Annotated in this window: 15 protein-coding genes and 2 pseudogenes; 15 read left to right on the top strand and 2 right to left on the bottom strand. The window is 70.8% G+C overall.

What is annotated here, in order from left to right:
• From ABT381_RS31150 to ABT381_RS31135, 4 genes and pseudogenes are all read left to right on the top strand, one after another.
• Nucleotides 1–651 (top strand): annotated as a pseudogene (locus tag ABT381_RS31150) (serine/threonine-protein kinase); the annotation flags it as partial.
• A 109-nt stretch (nucleotides 652–760) separates the two neighbouring features.
• Complete coding sequence (mqnC, locus tag ABT381_RS31145; protein WP_351600089.1) at nucleotides 761–1,960, top strand: cyclic dehypoxanthinyl futalosine synthase; 1,200 nt, start codon at nucleotides 761–763, stop codon at nucleotides 1,958–1,960.
• A gap of 10 nt (nucleotides 1,961–1,970) precedes the next feature.
• Entirely contained in the window at nucleotides 1,971–2,528 is a 558-nt protein-coding gene (locus tag ABT381_RS31140) for an imidazolonepropionase-like domain-containing protein (RefSeq protein WP_351600087.1), read from the top strand.
• 25 nt (nucleotides 2,529–2,553) lie between these two features.
• On the top strand, nucleotides 2,554–3,252 hold the full coding sequence (locus ABT381_RS31135; protein WP_351600085.1) for a demethylmenaquinone methyltransferase: 699 nt from the start codon (nucleotides 2,554–2,556) through the stop codon (nucleotides 3,250–3,252).
• A 39-nt stretch (nucleotides 3,253–3,291) separates the two neighbouring features.
• On the opposite strand, the gene ABT381_RS31130 is transcribed toward ABT381_RS31135, so the two are convergent.
• Entirely contained in the window at nucleotides 3,292–3,804 is a 513-nt protein-coding gene (locus ABT381_RS31130; protein ID WP_351600083.1) for a GNAT family N-acetyltransferase, read from the bottom strand.
• Nucleotides 3,805–3,895: 91 nt separating this feature from the next.
• Between ABT381_RS31130 and ABT381_RS31125 the strand changes: the two are divergent.
• From ABT381_RS31125 to ABT381_RS31110, 4 genes and pseudogenes are all read left to right on the top strand, one after another.
• Nucleotides 3,896–5,209, top strand: a pseudogene (locus tag ABT381_RS31125) (geranylgeranyl reductase family protein); the annotation flags it as partial.
• A gap of 233 nt (nucleotides 5,210–5,442) precedes the next feature.
• Nucleotides 5,443–5,610: a hypothetical protein gene (locus ABT381_RS31120; RefSeq protein WP_351600081.1), complete on the top strand. Its 168-nt coding sequence runs from the start codon at nucleotides 5,443–5,445 to the stop codon at nucleotides 5,608–5,610.
• A 60-nt stretch (nucleotides 5,611–5,670) separates the two neighbouring features.
• Entirely contained in the window at nucleotides 5,671–6,414 is a 744-nt protein-coding gene (locus tag ABT381_RS31115; RefSeq protein ID WP_351600079.1) for an IclR family transcriptional regulator, read from the top strand.
• A 92-nt stretch (nucleotides 6,415–6,506) separates the two neighbouring features.
• Nucleotides 6,507–6,833, top strand: coding sequence for a putative quinol monooxygenase (locus tag ABT381_RS31110; protein ID WP_351600077.1), 327 nt, complete (start codon nucleotides 6,507–6,509; stop codon nucleotides 6,831–6,833).
• 139 nt (nucleotides 6,834–6,972) lie between these two features.
• Here ABT381_RS31110 and ABT381_RS31105 read toward each other — a convergent pair whose 3' ends face one another.
• Nucleotides 6,973–7,800: a C40 family peptidase gene (locus ABT381_RS31105; protein ID WP_351600075.1), complete on the bottom strand. Its 828-nt coding sequence runs from the start codon at nucleotides 7,798–7,800 to the stop codon at nucleotides 6,973–6,975.
• Nucleotides 7,801–8,525: 725 nt separating this feature from the next.
• On the opposite strand from ABT381_RS31105, the gene ABT381_RS31100 reads away from it, so the two are divergent.
• The 7 genes from ABT381_RS31100 to ABT381_RS31070 all read left to right on the top strand — a co-directional run.
• On the top strand, nucleotides 8,526–8,885 hold the full coding sequence (locus tag ABT381_RS31100; protein WP_030262580.1) for an NADH-quinone oxidoreductase subunit A: 360 nt from the start codon (nucleotides 8,526–8,528) through the stop codon (nucleotides 8,883–8,885).
• Nucleotides 8,886–8,895: 10 nt separating this feature from the next.
• Nucleotides 8,896–9,450 (top strand): NuoB/complex I 20 kDa subunit family protein, encoded by a 555-nt coding sequence (locus tag ABT381_RS31095; RefSeq protein ID WP_351600073.1) that lies wholly within the window; start codon nucleotides 8,896–8,898, stop codon nucleotides 9,448–9,450.
• Nucleotides 9,447–10,220 carry an NADH-quinone oxidoreductase subunit C gene (locus ABT381_RS31090; RefSeq protein ID WP_351600071.1) on the top strand — a complete coding sequence of 258 codons (774 nt, stop codon included), beginning with the start codon at nucleotides 9,447–9,449 and terminating at the stop codon, nucleotides 10,218–10,220. Before ABT381_RS31095 ends, ABT381_RS31090 begins: the two co-directional genes overlap by 4 nt.
• On the top strand, nucleotides 10,220–11,551 hold the full coding sequence (locus ABT381_RS31085) for an NADH-quinone oxidoreductase subunit D (protein WP_351600069.1): 1,332 nt from the start codon (nucleotides 10,220–10,222) through the stop codon (nucleotides 11,549–11,551). The genes ABT381_RS31090 and ABT381_RS31085 overlap by 1 nt, the downstream gene beginning before the upstream one ends.
• Entirely contained in the window at nucleotides 11,548–12,429 is an 882-nt protein-coding gene (nuoE, locus tag ABT381_RS31080) for an NADH-quinone oxidoreductase subunit NuoE (protein ID WP_351600067.1), read from the top strand. Before ABT381_RS31085 ends, nuoE begins: the two co-directional genes overlap by 4 nt.
• Nucleotides 12,429–13,805: an NADH-quinone oxidoreductase subunit NuoF gene (nuoF, locus tag ABT381_RS31075; RefSeq protein ID WP_351600065.1), complete on the top strand. Its 1,377-nt coding sequence runs from the start codon at nucleotides 12,429–12,431 to the stop codon at nucleotides 13,803–13,805. Before nuoE ends, nuoF begins: the two co-directional genes overlap by 1 nt.
• Nucleotides 13,802–15,432 (top strand): NADH-quinone oxidoreductase subunit G (locus tag ABT381_RS31070; RefSeq protein ID WP_351600063.1); only part of this gene is annotated, 1,631 nt, incomplete at its 3' end. The genes nuoF and ABT381_RS31070, both read left to right, overlap by 4 nt.

Here is a 15,432-nt window from a genome sequence, read left to right as displayed (position 1 = left end):
GCCGCGGTGCCGCCGCCGCGCCCGGAGTGGCCGGCGCCCGCGACCGGGACCGGTGGCGCCGGCGGTCCCGCGACTCCTCCCGGAGCCAGGGAACGCCGGCTCTCGCTCACCGGCATGTTCGGCGGCAGGGCCCGGCCCCGCCGTATGAGCTGCACGCTCGTACTGTCCGTCGCCGGTGCGCTGGCCGCCGCGACCACCGCCGCCTTCGTCCTCCAGCTGCTGCCGGGCGGCGGGGGCACGTCCGGCGGGGACCAGGATCAGGCCGCGAAACCGCCTGCCGCGACCCCGGGCGACCGCCCGCAGGGCGCCGTGCCCACGGCGTTCCTCGGCACCTGGACCGGTACGGTCCGGCAGCGCGGCGGCGCGGCCAACGGCTCGGTCACGGTGACCCTCGGCAAGGGCGCGGTGGGCGGGAAGGTGGCGAAGCTGACGTACGACGCGGTGGTCGTGCAGTGCCATGCCACCGGGGAGCTGCGCGCGGTCACCGCCGGCAAGCTCACCCTGCGGGAGACGGCGGACAAGGACGCGGGCGCGCTGTGTACGGGCGACACCGCGACCGTCACCCTCACCAAGGACGGCGACGGCCTCGCCTACGCCTCCGACGACGAGCGCGGCGGCCGCCCCACGGCCCACCTCACCAGAGCCGGCTGACGGCGCCCCGGCGCGAACCGGCTGACCGCCCCCAGCCCCGCCGAACCCCTGGCGTACGCTGGATCGGTCGTGACACATGCCCGCCCAAGAACCTCGAAAGGGACGCCCGGTGACCGAGAACGCCGACCTCCAGTCCGTACTCGACCGCGCCGCGGAGGGCGGGCGGATCACCCCCGAGGAAGCCGTTGAGCTGTACCGCTCGGCGCCGCTGCACGCCCTCGGCAAGGCCGCCGACGCCGTGCGCCGCCGCCGCTACGCCGGTACGGAGCACATCGCGACGTACATCATCGAGCGGAACATCAACTACACCAACGTGTGCGTGACGGCGTGCAAGTTCTGCGCGTTCTACGCCGCGCCCAAGGACACCGCCAAGGGCTGGTCCCGCGACCTGGACGACATCCTGCGCCGCTGCGCGGAGACCGTCGAGCTGGGCGGCACGCAGATCATGTTCCAGGGCGGCCACCACCCGGACTACGGCGTGGAGTACTACGAAGAGCACTTCGCCGCCATCAAGAAGGCGTTCCCGCAGCTGGTCATCCACTCCCTCGGCGCGTCCGAGATCGAGCACATGGCCCGCATCTCGGGCGTGAGCGCCGAGGAGGCCATCCGGCGCATCCATGCCGCGGGTCTGGACTCCTTCGCCGGCGCCGGTGCCGAGCTGCTGCCCGAGCGGCCGCGCAAGGCGATCGCCCCGCTCAAGGAGTCCGGCGAGCGCTGGCTGGAGATCATGGAGATCGCCCACAACCTCGGCGTGGAGTCCACCTCCACGATGCTGATGGGCACGGGTGAGACCAACGCCGAGCGCATCGAGCACCTGCGGATGATCCGGGACGTGCAGGACCGTACGGGCGGCTTCCGCGCCTTCATCCCGTACACCTACCAGCCCGAGAACAACCACCTGAAGGGCCGGACGCAGGCCACGCTCTTCGAGTACCTGCGGATGATCGCGATCGCCCGCCTCTTCCTCGACAACGTCGCCCACATCCAGGGCTCCTGGCTGACCACCGGCAAGGAGGTCGGCCAGCTGTCGCTGCACTACGGCGCGGACGACCTCGGCTCGATCATGCTGGAGGAGAACGTCGTCTCCTCGGCCGGCGCCAAGCACCGCTCCAACCGCCAGGAGATCATCGACCTGATCCGCAAGGCGGGCCGGGTGCCGGCGCAGCGCGCGACGACGTACGAGCACCTGGTCGTGCACGACGACCCGGCGAACGACCCGGTCGACGACCGCGTCGCCTCGCACATCTCCTCCACCGCCATCGAGGGCGGCACGGCCCACCCCGAGCTGAAGCTCGTCGAGGCCAACTGAGCCGCCCGCCATGCTGACCCTGCACCACGTCCGCGCGGTCGAGGCCGCCGCTGCCAGTGGCCCTGCCCCCGGCGCGGACGCGGTGCTGGTCTCCGGCTCCCGCATCGAGGCCGTCGGCCCGTACGAGGAGCTGGCGGCCGAGTACGGCGACCGGGCCCGCGTACGGGAGTGGGACGGCGTCCTCACGCCCGGCCGGCACGAGCCCGAGGGCGCCGCGTACTTGGAAGCCGCGTACCACCCCGACCCGCGCGAGGCCGCCGAGCTGGGCACGGAGCCCCTGACGGGGGCGGCGCTGGCCGCCCTCGACATGTCCGAGACCCGCTGGGGCGGCAGCGCCCGCCGCGGCCTCCAACGGCTGCTGGCGCGCGGCACGACGTCCGTGACCGGCCCCTTCACCCGCCCGTCGGTCCGTACGGCAGTGACCCGGTCGGGCCTCCGGGAGCTGCCCGGGCCCGCGCCGCGCACCCTGTCCCCGGGCGCCCCCGCCGACTTCGCGGTCTTCGCCGCGGACGGCAGCTGTCTGACGACGGCCCTGGCCGGCCGGCTGGTGTACCGCCGCCGGGGATGAGCCGCCCGTGGTGAACAATGGGCACGTGACCCGAGCATCCCTGGACAAGCAGCCGCACGAAGTCGCTTCCATGTTCGACGACGTGGCGGAACGGTACGACCTCACCAACGACGTGCTGTCCCTCGGGCAGGCGCGGCTGTGGCGCAAGGCGGTGGACAAGGCGGTGGCCGCCCGGCCCGCCGAGCGGGTGCTCGACCTCGCGGCCGGTACGGGCACCTCCTCCGTGCCGTTCGCGCGCACCGGCGCGTACGTCGTGCCCTGCGACTTCTCCACCGGCATGCTGCGCGAGGGCAAGAAGCGGCAGCCGTGGCTGCCCTTCACCGCCGGTGACGCGACGAAGCTGCCCTTCGCGGACGACGTGTTCGACGCCGTCACGATCTCCTTCGGGCTGCGGAACGTACAGGACACCGGTGCCGCGCTGGCCGAGCTGTACCGGGTCACCAAGCCCGGCGGCCGGGTCGTCATCTGCGAGTTCAGCCAGCCGACGTGGGCGCCCTTCCGGACCGTCTACACCGAGTACCTGATGCGCGCGCTGCCGCCGGTCGCGACCGCCGTCAGCTCCAACCCCGACGCCTACGTCTACCTCGCCGACTCCATCCGGGCCTGGCCCGACCAGCCCGCGCTGGCCGCCCTGCTCCAGCGGGCGGGCTGGTCGAAGGTCGCCTGGCGCAACCTCACGGGCGGCATCGTCGCCCTGCACCGGGGGACGAAGCCGGCTGCCTGACGCCGGGTCAGCCGCCGGGGCGGTGGTGAGCCGGCCGGCTCACAGGTCCAGCCGGTGGCACAGGCCCGTCACCTTCGACACGGGTGAGACGAACGTCTCGGCCTGCCGCATCCCGAGCCGCCGGGTGACCGCGATCGACCGCGCGTTCTCGGCCTGCACCATGGCCACGACATGCCGTACGCCCGCGGCCCGCACGTCCTCCAGGGCGCGCCGGGCCACGGTCGTGGCGTAGCCCCTGCCCCAGTACTTCCGGCCCAGCCGCCAGCCGATCTCGATCTCGCCGACCGGGCCCCACTCCGTGCGCGGCCACGGCTGGGCGCCCGCGAAGCCGATCACCGCGTCGTCCGTGGGGTCCACGATCGTGTAGAAGCAATAGCCGCGTTCGGCGTGGTGGCGGCGCTGACGCGCGGTCAGCTCCTCGTAGGCCGACAGCTCGGCCGACGCGCCGCCGTGGAATTCCATCACCTCCGGGTCGTCGAAGACCCGGTGCCAGTTCCACGCGTCCTCCTCGGTGGGGACGCGCAGCTCGACGGGGGGAAGCGGCTTCTGCATGGACCAACCCTTCGGAATCCGATCAGGTACGCCTGCATAGACTGCACGGGTCCAGTGCCGGTCGGCACCCAGATATCGAGTTCCGGGAGACAACGCCGTGACCGACGTGACCGATGCCGCCGCCACCCAGGCCCGCTCCGAGCACACCGCCGATGTGATCGTCGTGGGCGCCGGTCCGGCTGGCTCGACCACCGCCTACTACCTCGCCAAGGCCGGCCTGGACGTCCTCCTGCTGGAGAAGACGGCGTTCCCGCGCGAGAAGGTCTGCGGCGACGGCCTCACCCCGCGCGCCACCAAGCAGCTGGTGTCGATGGGCATCGACATCTCGGAAGAGGCCGGGTGGCTGCGCAACAAGGGGCTGCGGATCATCGGCGGCGGCGTCCGGCTCCAGCTCGACTGGCCGGACCTCGCCTCCTACCCGGACTACGGCCTGGTCCGTAAGCGTGACGACTTCGACGAGCAGCTGGCCCGGCAGGCGCAGAAGGCCGGCGCCCGGCTGTACGAGCGCTGCAACGTCAGCGGCCCGATCGTCAACGACCTGACCGGCCGCATCGAGGGCGTGACCGCCAAGCTCGGCGAGGAGAAGACCCCGGTCACCTTCCACGCCCCGCTCGTCGTCGCCGCCGACGGCAACTCCACGCGCCTTTCCCTGGCGATGGGCCTGCACCGCCGCGAGGACCGCCCGATGGGCGTCGCGGTCCGCACGTACTTCACCTCGCCCCGGCACGACGACGACTACCTGGAGTCCTGGCTGGAGCTGTGGGACCGCAGCGGCCCGCAGGACCGGCTGCTGCCCGGCTACGGCTGGATCTTCGGCATGGGCGACGGCACCTCGAACGTCGGCCTCGGCGTCCTGAACACCTCCAGCAGCTTCAAGGAGCTGGACTGGCGCGAGATCCTCAAGGCCTGGTGCGCTTCCATGCCGGCCGACTGGGGCTACACCCCCGAGAACATGACGATGCCGATCCGCGGCGCGGCGCTCCCCATGGCCTTCAACCGCCAGCCGCACTACACCAAGGGCCTCCTCCTGGTCGGTGACGCGGGCGGCCTGGTGAACCCCTTCAACGGCGAGGGCATCGCGTACGCCATGGAGTCCGGCCAGATCGCCGCGGACGTCATCGTGCAGGCGCACGCGCGCGCCACGTACGCGCAGCGCGAGCTGGCCCTGCAGCGGTACCCGAAGATCCTCAAGGACACCTACGGCGGCTACTACTCGATGGGCCGCGCCTTCGTGAAGCTCATCGGCAACCCGAAGATCATGAAGCTGGCCACGCAGCGCGGCCTCACCCACCCGCTGCTGATGAAGTTCACCCTGAAGATGCTGGCCAACCTCACCGACCCCACCGGCGGCGACGCCATGGACCGCATCATCAACGGCCTGAGCAAGGTCGCCCCCAAGGCCTGACCCGCGCTCGTACGGCCCGACGTGCCGCCACCGGCCCCGCCGGTGGCGGCACCGTGCTTTTTCCCGGATGTCTCACGGCCGGTCTTGACGCGTGAAGTTGGCGGATTGTGCGTACTGCCGAGAAGGCGTGCGGGCGGTCAGGCTGGGGAGGAGCACACACAGCGCCGAGTGGAACACGGAGCGTGAACCATGGGGATGGCGAGGGCACGGCGCCGGTTGCGAGGGGGGACGTCATGAGCGACGGACCGAAGGGGGGCGAACGGGATGAACGGGACGAGGGGATCGAGCGTCCCGAGGCGGCGGAGCGGGCGGAGGAGGCGCAGGGGGAGGACGACCGCCGGGCGGAGCTGCGGGCCAAGGTCCGGGAGGCCAACCGGCAGAGCACGCTCTGGCCGCGGTGAGGGATCCTGGAGCGGTAGTAGCAGTGACGGCAGCCGCCGCCCGAGACACCCGGAGGGACCATGTCCGCCGCACCCGCCAACGGACCGCTCTCCGTCGACCGGGCGCTGGACGTGCTCGACGCGGTGGCCGGGTCGCCGGGGCCGGTGACGGCCAAGGCGCTGGCCCGGCGGCTGGGCTGTTCGCTCTCCACGGTCTACAACTTGCTGGGGCCGCTGACCGCGCGCGGGCACGTCACGCGTACGGCCGGGGGTTACGCCCTCGGGCCCCAGGTGCCCGCGCTGTACCGGGCGTTCCAGCGGCAGACCGGCATCGAGGACGACGCACGCGAGCTGCTGCTGCACGTACGGCGCGCGACCGGGGCGCACGCGTACCTCAGCGCGGTGGGGCAGGGGCGGATCGCGGTCGTCGACAGCACGCTGCCGGTGTCGGCGGCCGGCGGGCCGTTCGCGGTGGGGCCCGACCACGGCGCGCACGCCACCGCGCACGGCAAGGTGCTGCTCGCCGCGCTGAACCGGCCGGCGCGCCGCCGCTATCTCGCCGCGCACGGGCTGCCCCGGCTGACGGACCGTACGATCACCTCGCCCGAGCGCTTCGAGGCGGAGCTGGTGCGGGTGCGCCGGAAGGGGCTCGCCGTGTCGGTCGGCGAGACCGATCCGGCCCACACCTGCCTCGCCGTCCGCCTGCCGGGCGAGGGCCCCGACGGCTCCGTCCGCGCGCTGTCGGTGTCCCTGCCGACCGCCGACTACCCGGCGCGCCGGGGCGAGCTGGCGTCGGTACTGACCCGGGCGGCGGCGGGGGCCTGAGTACCGCGTCGTGGGTGACGCGTTTTCCGGCATCGGTGGAATGGCGGCCCCGCCGGCTCGCGGCGCGGCCGCCCGCGGCGCACAGTGGTCGCATGATTTTCATCGCTGTGAAGTTCACCGTCCGGCCCGAGAAGAGCGACCAGTGGCTGTCGCTGACCGAGCCCTTCACGCTCGCCACCCGCGCCGAGCCGGGCAACATCTTCTTCGAGTGGTCCCGGAGCGCGGACGACCCGAACCAGTTCGTGCTGCTGGAGGCGTTCGCGGGCCAGGAGGCGGGCGCGGCGCACGTGCAGTCCGACCACTTCAAGGACGCGATCGAGCTGATGTCCGGGCTCGTCGCGAGCACCCCGGAGATCATCAACGTCGAGACCGAGGGCACCGGCTGGGGCGAGATGGCCGAGGTCAAGCCGCGCCAGTAGTGAGCACATGAGCGGTCGTAGTACCGCAGAACGTACTGTAGTACGGCTCATGCCTTGAAGTACGGCGAAAGGGCCGTCGTCCCGAGCGGGGGACGACGGCCCTTTCGCCGTGTGCAGGGATCAGGGATCCGGAGGGGCCTCAGCGGACGCGGACGGCGCCCGTCGGCTGGTCGTAGCTCATGTCGCGCTGCACGACACCGGTGCTGGAGTTCTGCGCGCCGATGAACTGGCCGTCGCCGATGTAGACCGCGACGTGGTACGCGCTGCCCGCGCTGCCCCAGTAGAGGATGTCGCCCACCTGGAGGTTGTCCAGGCCGACCTGGGTGCCGGCGGTCGACTGGTCCTGGGAGACGCGCGGCAGGTCGATGCCGATCTGGCGGAACGCGGCCTGGGTGAGGCCGGAGCAGTCGTACGCGGACGGGCCGGTCGCGCCGCTCACGTACGCCTTGCCGACCTGGGCCTTGAGGAAGCTCACCAGGGAGGCGGTGGAGCCGGAGACCGGGCCGGTGTCGACCGAGGCGCTCACCGAGAGGGCGGGGCGGTCGTCGGAGCGGGAGGCGCGCAGCTGGGCCTGCTCGGCCTCCTTGGCCTCCTTGGCCTTGCGGGCCGCGGCGGCCCGCTTCTCCGCCTCGGCCTTGCGCTTGGCCTCGACGGCCTTGTCCTTGGCCTTCTGCGCGGCCTTGTCGGCCTTGGAGAAGACCGAGTCCTGCGCGGCCTGCAGCTCGTACTGGTCCGCAACCTGCTGGGTGGTGTCCGCGGTCCTGGCCACGGACGTGGCGAGCGCGGCGGTGACGGTCGGCAGCTCCTGGGTCTCGGAGGCCGGCTTCTCACCAGTGGCGTTCGCGGGAACGGCGGTACCGGTCACCGCCAGCGTGAGGATGCCACCGGTGAACCCTGCGCGCACGGCTCGCGAAGTCGCGGAGCGGCGGGGCTTCCGGTGGCTGGGTATGAGTGCGTTCGGGGACATGGCACCACGGCTATCAGGAGCCCCAGGTTGCTGCCAACAAAGGTGGTGTGCACCACTTTTGACGCGTACACGGTGAACAAACCGGACCAATCGGCCAGTCGCGTGTTGGCCGAGGGGGTGTCCGAATTTCGTGATCATGTTCCTGCGCACGGCATTTACCGCTCGATGCGCCCCAGCACGGCACTTACCACCTTCGCAACCGACACGCCAAGGCTTCCCCACCGTCAAGGTTTCAGAAGCGTGAAACGCGTGGGATAGCTCACTCCTGAGTGGCCGTTATGTCCTCGTGATGCGCGCTCGTGAAGCAATGCACGTACCGACGATCACGGCGGGGTCACGACTAGGTCACGCGGACGGGTGGGCACGCGCTAGCAGTTGACGGTGTCCAACGCCAATTTGCTTGCGGAGCGTAGCTCTTGATAGAGGGGGCACCCTCTTGACCAGCGACAACCGCTGCTTTTGTCACTTCAAGTGATCACTCCGCCGCTTCCGGTGCGAAGATCACCGCTCATCCGGCTTCATGATCCTTCGTCAGGTGGTGGAGATCACAAAGCCGTTGTCGCAGCCCGTGTCGCAGATCACAGACTCACGGGCATAGGATGCAGGCGGCCAGGGCTTGTGAACTGCCTCACATAGAAGCGATCTCTGTCGAGATCCGTCGAGGAGTGAACGGGCCCGGGGCCGGACCGCCAACCAGTCATCGTCGACTGAAGGGAGCGAGGACGGTGAACGCCTATGCGCCCATCCTCGTACTGGGAGCCCTCGGGGCAGGCTTTGCGATCTTCTCTGTCGTCATGGCCACGCTCGTCGGACCCAGGCGCTACAACCGGGCCAAGCTCGAGGCGTACGAGTGCGGGATCGAGCCGACCCCACAGCCTTCAGGCGGCGGCCGCTTTCCGATCAAGTACTACCTGACGGCGATGCTCTTCATCGTCTTCGACATCGAGATCGTCTTCCTCTATCCCTGGGCCGTCACCTTCGACGCCCTGGGGTTGTTCGGGCTCGTCGAGATGCTGCTCTTCGCGCTCACCGTCTTCGTCGCCTACGCCTACGTATGGCGGCGTGGCGGCCTGGAATGGGACTAGGGGTCACCCAATGGGACTTGAAGAGAAGCTGCCCAGCGGCTTTCTGCTGAGCACCGTCGAACAGGCCGCGGGCTGGGTGCGCAAGTCATCGGTCTTCCCGGCGACGTTCGGGCTCGCGTGCTGCGCCATCGAGATGATGACCACCGGCGCCGGCCGCTACGACCTGGCCCGCTTCGGCATGGAGGTCTTCCGCGGCTCGCCCCGGCAGGCCGACCTGATGATCGTGGCCGGCCGGGTCAGCCAGAAGATGGCGCCCGTACTGCGCCAGGTCTACGACCAGATGCCGAACCCGAAATGGGTCATCTCCATGGGCGTCTGCGCCTCTTCGGGCGGAATGTTCAACAACTACGCGATCGTGCAGGGCGTGGACCACATCGTCCCGGTCGACATCTATCTCCCGGGATGCCCGCCCCGCCCCGAAATGCTGATGGACGCCATCCTCAAGCTCCACGAGAAGATCCAGGGCTCCAAGCTCGGGGTCAACGCCGAGGAAGCGGCCCGCGAGGCGGAGGAGGCGGCGCTCAAGTCGCTCCCGCTGATCGAGATGAAGGGGCTGCTGCGGTGAGCGACCCGAAGAACGGCGCGAACGCCCCGAAGAACGGCACGGGGGCCAACGGGGTCAACCCCGACAAGGACCTCAACGCGCAGAACCTCCCCGGCCAGCGCGGCGACCAGGGCGAGGTCATCGGCACCCGGCGCGGCATGTTCGGCGCGAACAACGGCGGTGACACCTCCGGCTACGGCGGTCTCGTACGGAGCGTACGGCTGCCGGGCGCGACGTCCCGGCCGTACGGCGGTTGGTTCGACGAGGTCGCGGACGAGCTCGAAGGCGCGCTGGAGGAACAGGGGCTGGTCCCTGAGAACGTCATCGAGAAGACGGTCGTCGACCGCGGCGAGCTGACCTTCCACATCGAGCGGGAGTACCTCCCGGTCGTCGCGAAGACGCTCCGCGACGACCCGGCCCTCCGCTTCGAGCTGTGCACCGGCGTCAGCGCCGTGCACTTCCCCGGCGACAAGGGCCGCGAGCTGCACGCCGTCTACCACCTGCGGTCGATCACCCACACCCGGCTGATCCGGCTGGAGGTCTCCGCGCCCGACGCCGACCCGCACATCCCGTCGGTCGTCGCCGTCTACCCGACCAACGACTGGCACGAGCGCGAGGTCTACGACTTCTTCGGGCTGATCTTCGACGGCCACCCGGCGCTCACCCGGATCATGATGCCGGACGACTGGCAGGGCTTCCCGCAGCGGAAGGACTACCCGCTCGGCGGTATCCCCGTCGAGTACAAGGGCGCCCAGATCCCGGCTCCCGACCAGCGGAGGTCGTACAGCTGATGTCCACTTCGTCCACTTCCCACGCGACCCCCCGCGAGACGACCGAGGGCACCGTCTACACGGTCACCGGCGGCGACTGGGACGAGGTCGTGGCGGCCGCCGCCAAGACCGACGACGAGCGCATCGTCGTCAACATGGGCCCGCAGCACCCCTCCACGCACGGCGTGCTCCGGCTCATCCTGGAGATCGACGGCGAGACCGTCACCGAGGCCCGCTGCGGCATCGGCTACCTCCACACCGGCATCGAGAAGAACCTCGAATACCGCACGTGGACCCAGGGCACGACCTTCGTCACGCGGATGGACTACCTGACGCCGTTCTTCAACGAGACGGCGTACTGCCTGGCCGTGGAGAAGCTGCTCGGCATCGAGGACGACATCCCGGACCGGGCCACGATCATCCGCGTGCTGCTGATGGAGCTGAACCGGCTCTCCTCCCACCTGGTGTGCATCGCCACCGGCGGCATGGAGCTCGGCGCCACCACGATCATGATCTACGGCTTCCGCGACCGCGAACTGGTCCTGGACATCTACGAGCTGATCACCGGCCTGCGCATGAACCACGCGTTCGTCCGGCCCGGCGGCCTCGCCCAGGACCTGCCGCCCGGCGCCGTCGACCAGGTACGCGCCTTCGTGAAGAAGATGCGCAAGAACCTCACGGAGTACGACAAGCTCGCCACCGGCAACCCGGTCTTCAAGGGCCGCATGCAGGGCATCGGCCACCTGGACCTGGCCGGCTGCCTGGCCACCGGCGCCACTGGGCCGGTCCTGCGCTCCGCCGGGCTGCCGCACGACCTGCGCAAGTCCGACCCCTACTGCGGCTACGAGACCTACGACTTCGAGGTCCCGACCACCGACACCTGCGACGCCTACGGCCGCTTCCTGCTCCGCCTGGAGGAGATGCGGCAGAGCCTGCGCATCGTCGAACAGTGCCTGGACCGGCTGGAGCCCGGCCCGGTCATGGTCGGGGACAAGAAGATCGCCTGGCCCGCGCAGCTCGCGCTCGGCCCGGACGGCCTCGGCAACTCCCTGGACCACATCAAGAAGATCATGGGCACCTCCATGGAAGCCCTGATCCACCACTTCAAGCTGGTGACGGAGGGCTTCCGGGTCCCGCCCGGCCAGACCTACGTGGCCGTCGAGTCCCCCAAGGGTGAGCTCGGGGTGCACGCGGTGAGCGATGGCGGGACCCGTCCGTACCGCGTCCACTTCCGCGATCCGTCCTTCACCAACCTGCAGGCCATGGCGGCGATGTGCGAGGGCGGCCAGGTCGCCGACGTCATCGTCGCCGTCGCATCCATCGACCCCGTGATGGGAGGCGTCGACCGGTGACCACCAGTTCTTCCGAGGGCGTCAGTTTGGGGATGCCGCAGCTCCCCGCCCCCGATTACCCGGCCGACGTACGGGCCCGGCTCGAAGCGGACGCGAAAGAGGTGATCGCCCGCTACCCCGGCTCCCGCTCGGCCCTGCTGCCGCTGCTGCACCTCGTCCAGGCCGAGGAAGGGCACGTCACCCGCACCGGCATCCGCTTCTGCGCGGAGCTGCTGGACCTCACCACCGCCGAGGTCACCGCCGTCTCGACCTTCTACACGATGTACCGCCGCAAGCCGAGCGGCGACTACCAGGTCGGGGTGTGCACCAACACCCTCTGCGCCGTCATGGGCGGCGACGCCATCTTCGACGAGCTGAAGGAACACCTCGGCGTCGGCAACGACGAGACCACCGCCGACGGCAAGGTCACCCTCGAACACATCGAGTGCAACGCCGCCTGCGACTACGCGCCTGTCGTGATGGTCAACTGGGAGTTCTTCGACAACCAGACACCGGAGAGCGCGAAAGCGCTGGTCGACGACCTGCGGGCCGGGCGGCCCGTCGCCCCCACCCGCGGCGCGCCCCTGTGCACGTACAAGGACACCGCCCGCATCCTGGCCGGCTTCCCCGACCGGCGTGAGGGCGCGGTCGAGGCGACCGGCAGCGCGGGGGCCGCCTCGCTCGCCGGGCTCCGGCTGGCCAAGGGCGAGGAGCTGCCGGGCGGCACGGACCACGTCGTCGCCCCGCGCGACGGCGCCCACCCGACGGACGAGGCACCGGCCGACCGCGCGCCCGGTGAGGCTCCGGCCACCCACCCGAGCTCGCACGACGCCCCGCGCGACACCTCGGCGTCCGACCCTCACCACCCCGCCGGACCCGCCGCCGAGGAGGGAGAGTGATGACGTTGTCCACGGAATACGGTGGCTCTTCCCAGCCGGAGGCCGGGGGAGAGACCAGCCCCGAAAAGCTGCTCACCCCCGTCCTGTCGGCCTTCTGGGACCAGCCGAACTCCTGGACCCTGGAGACCTACCGGCGGCACGACGGCTACGAGGGCGCGCGCAAGGCGCTGGCCATGGCCCCGGACGACGTCATCGCGTACGTCAAGGACGCGGGGCTGCGCGGCCGCGGCGGCGCCGGCTTCCCCACGGGCATGAAGTGGCAGTTCATCCCGCAAGGGGACGGCAAGCCGCACTATCTTGTTGTCAACGCCGACGAGTCGGAGCCGGGGACCTGCAAGGACATCCCGCTCCTCTTCGCGAACCCGCATTCCCTCATCGAGGGGATCGTCATCGCGTGTCACGCGATCCGGTCGGAGCACGCGTTCATCTATCTGCGCGGCGAGACCGTGCCCGTACTGCGGCGCTTGCACGAGGCCGTACGCGAGGCGTACGCGGCGGGCTACCTCGGCAAGAACGTGCTGGGGTCCGGACTCGATCTGGAACTCACCGTGCACGCGGGCGCGGGCGCGTACATCTGCGGCGAGGAGACCGCGCTGCTGGACTCCCTGGAGGGCCGTCGCGGACAGCCCCGGCTGCGTCCCCCTTTCCCTGCGGTGGCCGGCCTCTACGCCTGCCCCACTGTCGTGAACAACGTCGAGTCCATCGCGTCGGTTCCCGCCATCATGAACCGGGGCAAGGAGTGGTTCCGCTCCATGGGCAGCGAGAAGTCCCCGGGCTTCACGCTCTACTCCCTCAGCGGCCACGTCACCAACCCCGGCCAGTACGAAGCCCCGTTGGGCATCACGCTGCGCCAGCTGCTCGACATGAGCGGCGGCATCCGGGCCGGCCACCGGCTGAAGTTCTGGACCCCGGGCGGCTCGTCCACGCCGATGTTCACCGACGAGCACCTGGACGTCCCGCTGGACTACGAGGGCGTCGGCGCGGCCGGCTCGATGCTCGGCACCAAGGCCCTCCAGTGCTTCGACGAGACGACCTGTGTCGTACGGGCGGTGACGCGCTGGACCGAGTTCTACGCGCACGAGTCCTGCGGCAAGTGCACGCCGTGCCGCGAGGGCACGTACTGGCTCGTCCAGCTGCTGCGGGACATCGAGGCAGGCAAGGGCCGCATGGCGGACCTCGACAAGCTGAACGACATCGCCGACAACATCAACGGCAAGTCCTTCTGCGCCCTGGGGGACGGCGCCGCCTCGCCGATCTTCTCCTCGCTCAAGTACTTCCGCGCGGAGTACGAGCAGCACGTCACCGGCAAGGGCTGCCCCTTCGACCCGGCCAAGTCCACCGCTTGGGCCGACAAGCACCTGGAGGTGAACGCATGACAGTGACCACTAACCACGCGCCCTCCGGGGGCGGCGAGGCGGCGGTCCCGCCCGAAGACCTCGTCACGCTGACCATCGACGGCATCGAGATCAGCGTGCCCAAGGGCACCCTGGTCATCCGGGCCGCCGAAATGCTCGGCATCGAGATCCCGCGCTTCTGCGACCACCCGCTGCTGGACCCGGCCGGCGCCTGCCGCCAGTGCATCGTCGAGGTCGAGGGCCAGCGCAAGCCGATGGCCTCCTGCACGATCACCTGCACCGACGGCATGGTCGTGAAGTCCCAGCTCACCTCGCCGGTCGCCGAGAAGGCGCAGCGCGGCGTGATGGAGCTGCTGCTGATCAACCACCCGCTGGACTGCCCGGTCTGCGACAAGGGCGGCGAGTGCCCGCTGCAGAACCAGGCCATGTCCGCCGGACAGGCCGACTCCCGCTTCGAGGGCAAGAAGCGCACCTTCCAGAAGCCGGTGCCGATCTCCCAGCAGGTACTGCTGGACCGCGAGCGCTGCGTGCTGTGCGCCCGCTGCACCCGCTTCTCCAACCAGGTCGCCGGCGACCCGATGATCGAGCTGCTGGAGCGCGGCGCGCTGCAGCAGGTCGGCACCGGCGAGGGCGACCCGTTCGAGTCGTACTTCTCCGGGAACACCATCCAGATCTGCCCGGTCGGCGCGCTGACCTCGGCGGCGTACCGCTTCCGCTCCCGCCCCTTCGACCTGGTCTCCTCGCCGTCGGTGTGCGAGCACTGCGCGGGCGGCTGCGCGACGCGCACGGACCACCGGCGCGGCAAGGTCATGCGGCGGCTCGCGGCCGACGACCCCGAGGTCAACGAGGAGTGGATCTGCGACAAGGGGCGGTTCGCCTTCCGGTACGGGCAGCTGCCCGACCGGCTGGAGACGCCGCTCGTCCGGGACGCGTCCACGGGTGAGCTGACCCCGGCGAGCTGGCCCGAGGCACTGGAGGCGGCGGCCCGCGGGCTCGCCGCAGCCCGGGGCCGGGCCGGCGTGCTGACCGGCGGCCGCCTCACCGTCGAGGACTCCTACGCGTACGCCAAGTTCGCGCGGACCGTCCTGAACACGAACGACATCGACTTCCGGGCCCGCGTGCACAGCGCGGAGGAGGCGGGCTTCCTCGCGGCACAGGTCGCGGGGCACGGCCGTGACCTGGACGGACAAGGTGTCACCTACCGCTCGCTGGAGGCCGCGCCGGCCGTCCTGCTGGCGGGCATCGAGGCCGAGGAGGAGGCGCCCGGCGTCTTCCTGCGGCTGCGCAAGGCGCACCGCAAGAACCGCCAGCGCACGTTCGGGCTCGCTTCGTACGCCACCCGGGGGCTCATCAAGGCGGGCGGCACGCTGCTGCCCGCGGCGCCCGGTACGGAGACGGAGTGGCTGGACGCGCTGGCGGGCGGGGTCGGACTGGAGGGCGAGGGGCAAGCGGCGGCCGAAGCGCTGCGGGCCGAGGGCTCGGTGATCGTCGTCGGCGAGCGGCTGGCCGCCGTACCGGGGGCGCTCACCGCCGCGGTACGCGCCGCCTCGGCCACCGGTGCGCGGCTCGTCTGGATCCCGCGCCGGGCGGGCGAGCGGGGCGCCGTCGAAGCGGGCGCGCTCCCCGGGCTGCTGCCCGGCGGCCGGCC

Source organism: Streptomyces sp. NPDC000151, from assembly GCF_040301705.1.
Lineage (GTDB): Bacteria > Actinomycetota > Actinomycetes > Streptomycetales > Streptomycetaceae > Streptomyces.
This window is presented reverse-complemented; position numbering and strand designations above follow the sequence as displayed.

What these genes read in the sequence shown, in the direction of transcription:
- ABT381_RS31115 (WP_351600079.1), top strand. Translation starts at nt 5,671, where the DNA reads ATGTCCGCCGCACCCGCCAACGGACCGCTCTCCGTCGACCGGGCGCTG.
- nuoF (WP_351600065.1), top strand. Translation starts at nt 12,429, where the DNA reads ATGACGTTGTCCACGGAATACGGTGGCTCTTCCCAGCCGGAGGCCGGG.
- ABT381_RS31130 (WP_351600083.1), bottom strand. Translation starts at nt 3,804, where the DNA reads ATGCAGAAGCCGCTTCCCCCCGTCGAGCTGCGCGTCCCCACCGAGGAG.
- ABT381_RS31110 (WP_351600077.1), top strand. Translation starts at nt 6,507, where the DNA reads ATGATTTTCATCGCTGTGAAGTTCACCGTCCGGCCCGAGAAGAGCGAC.
- ABT381_RS31105 (WP_351600075.1), bottom strand. Translation starts at nt 7,800, where the DNA reads ATGTCCCCGAACGCACTCATACCCAGCCACCGGAAGCCCCGCCGCTCC.
- ABT381_RS31140 (WP_351600087.1), top strand. Translation starts at nt 1,971, where the DNA reads ATGCTGACCCTGCACCACGTCCGCGCGGTCGAGGCCGCCGCTGCCAGT.
- ABT381_RS31095 (WP_351600073.1), top strand. Translation starts at nt 8,896, where the DNA reads ATGGGACTTGAAGAGAAGCTGCCCAGCGGCTTTCTGCTGAGCACCGTC.
- ABT381_RS31120 (WP_351600081.1), top strand. Translation starts at nt 5,443, where the DNA reads ATGAGCGACGGACCGAAGGGGGGCGAACGGGATGAACGGGACGAGGGG.
- ABT381_RS31085 (WP_351600069.1), top strand. Translation starts at nt 10,220, where the DNA reads ATGTCCACTTCGTCCACTTCCCACGCGACCCCCCGCGAGACGACCGAG.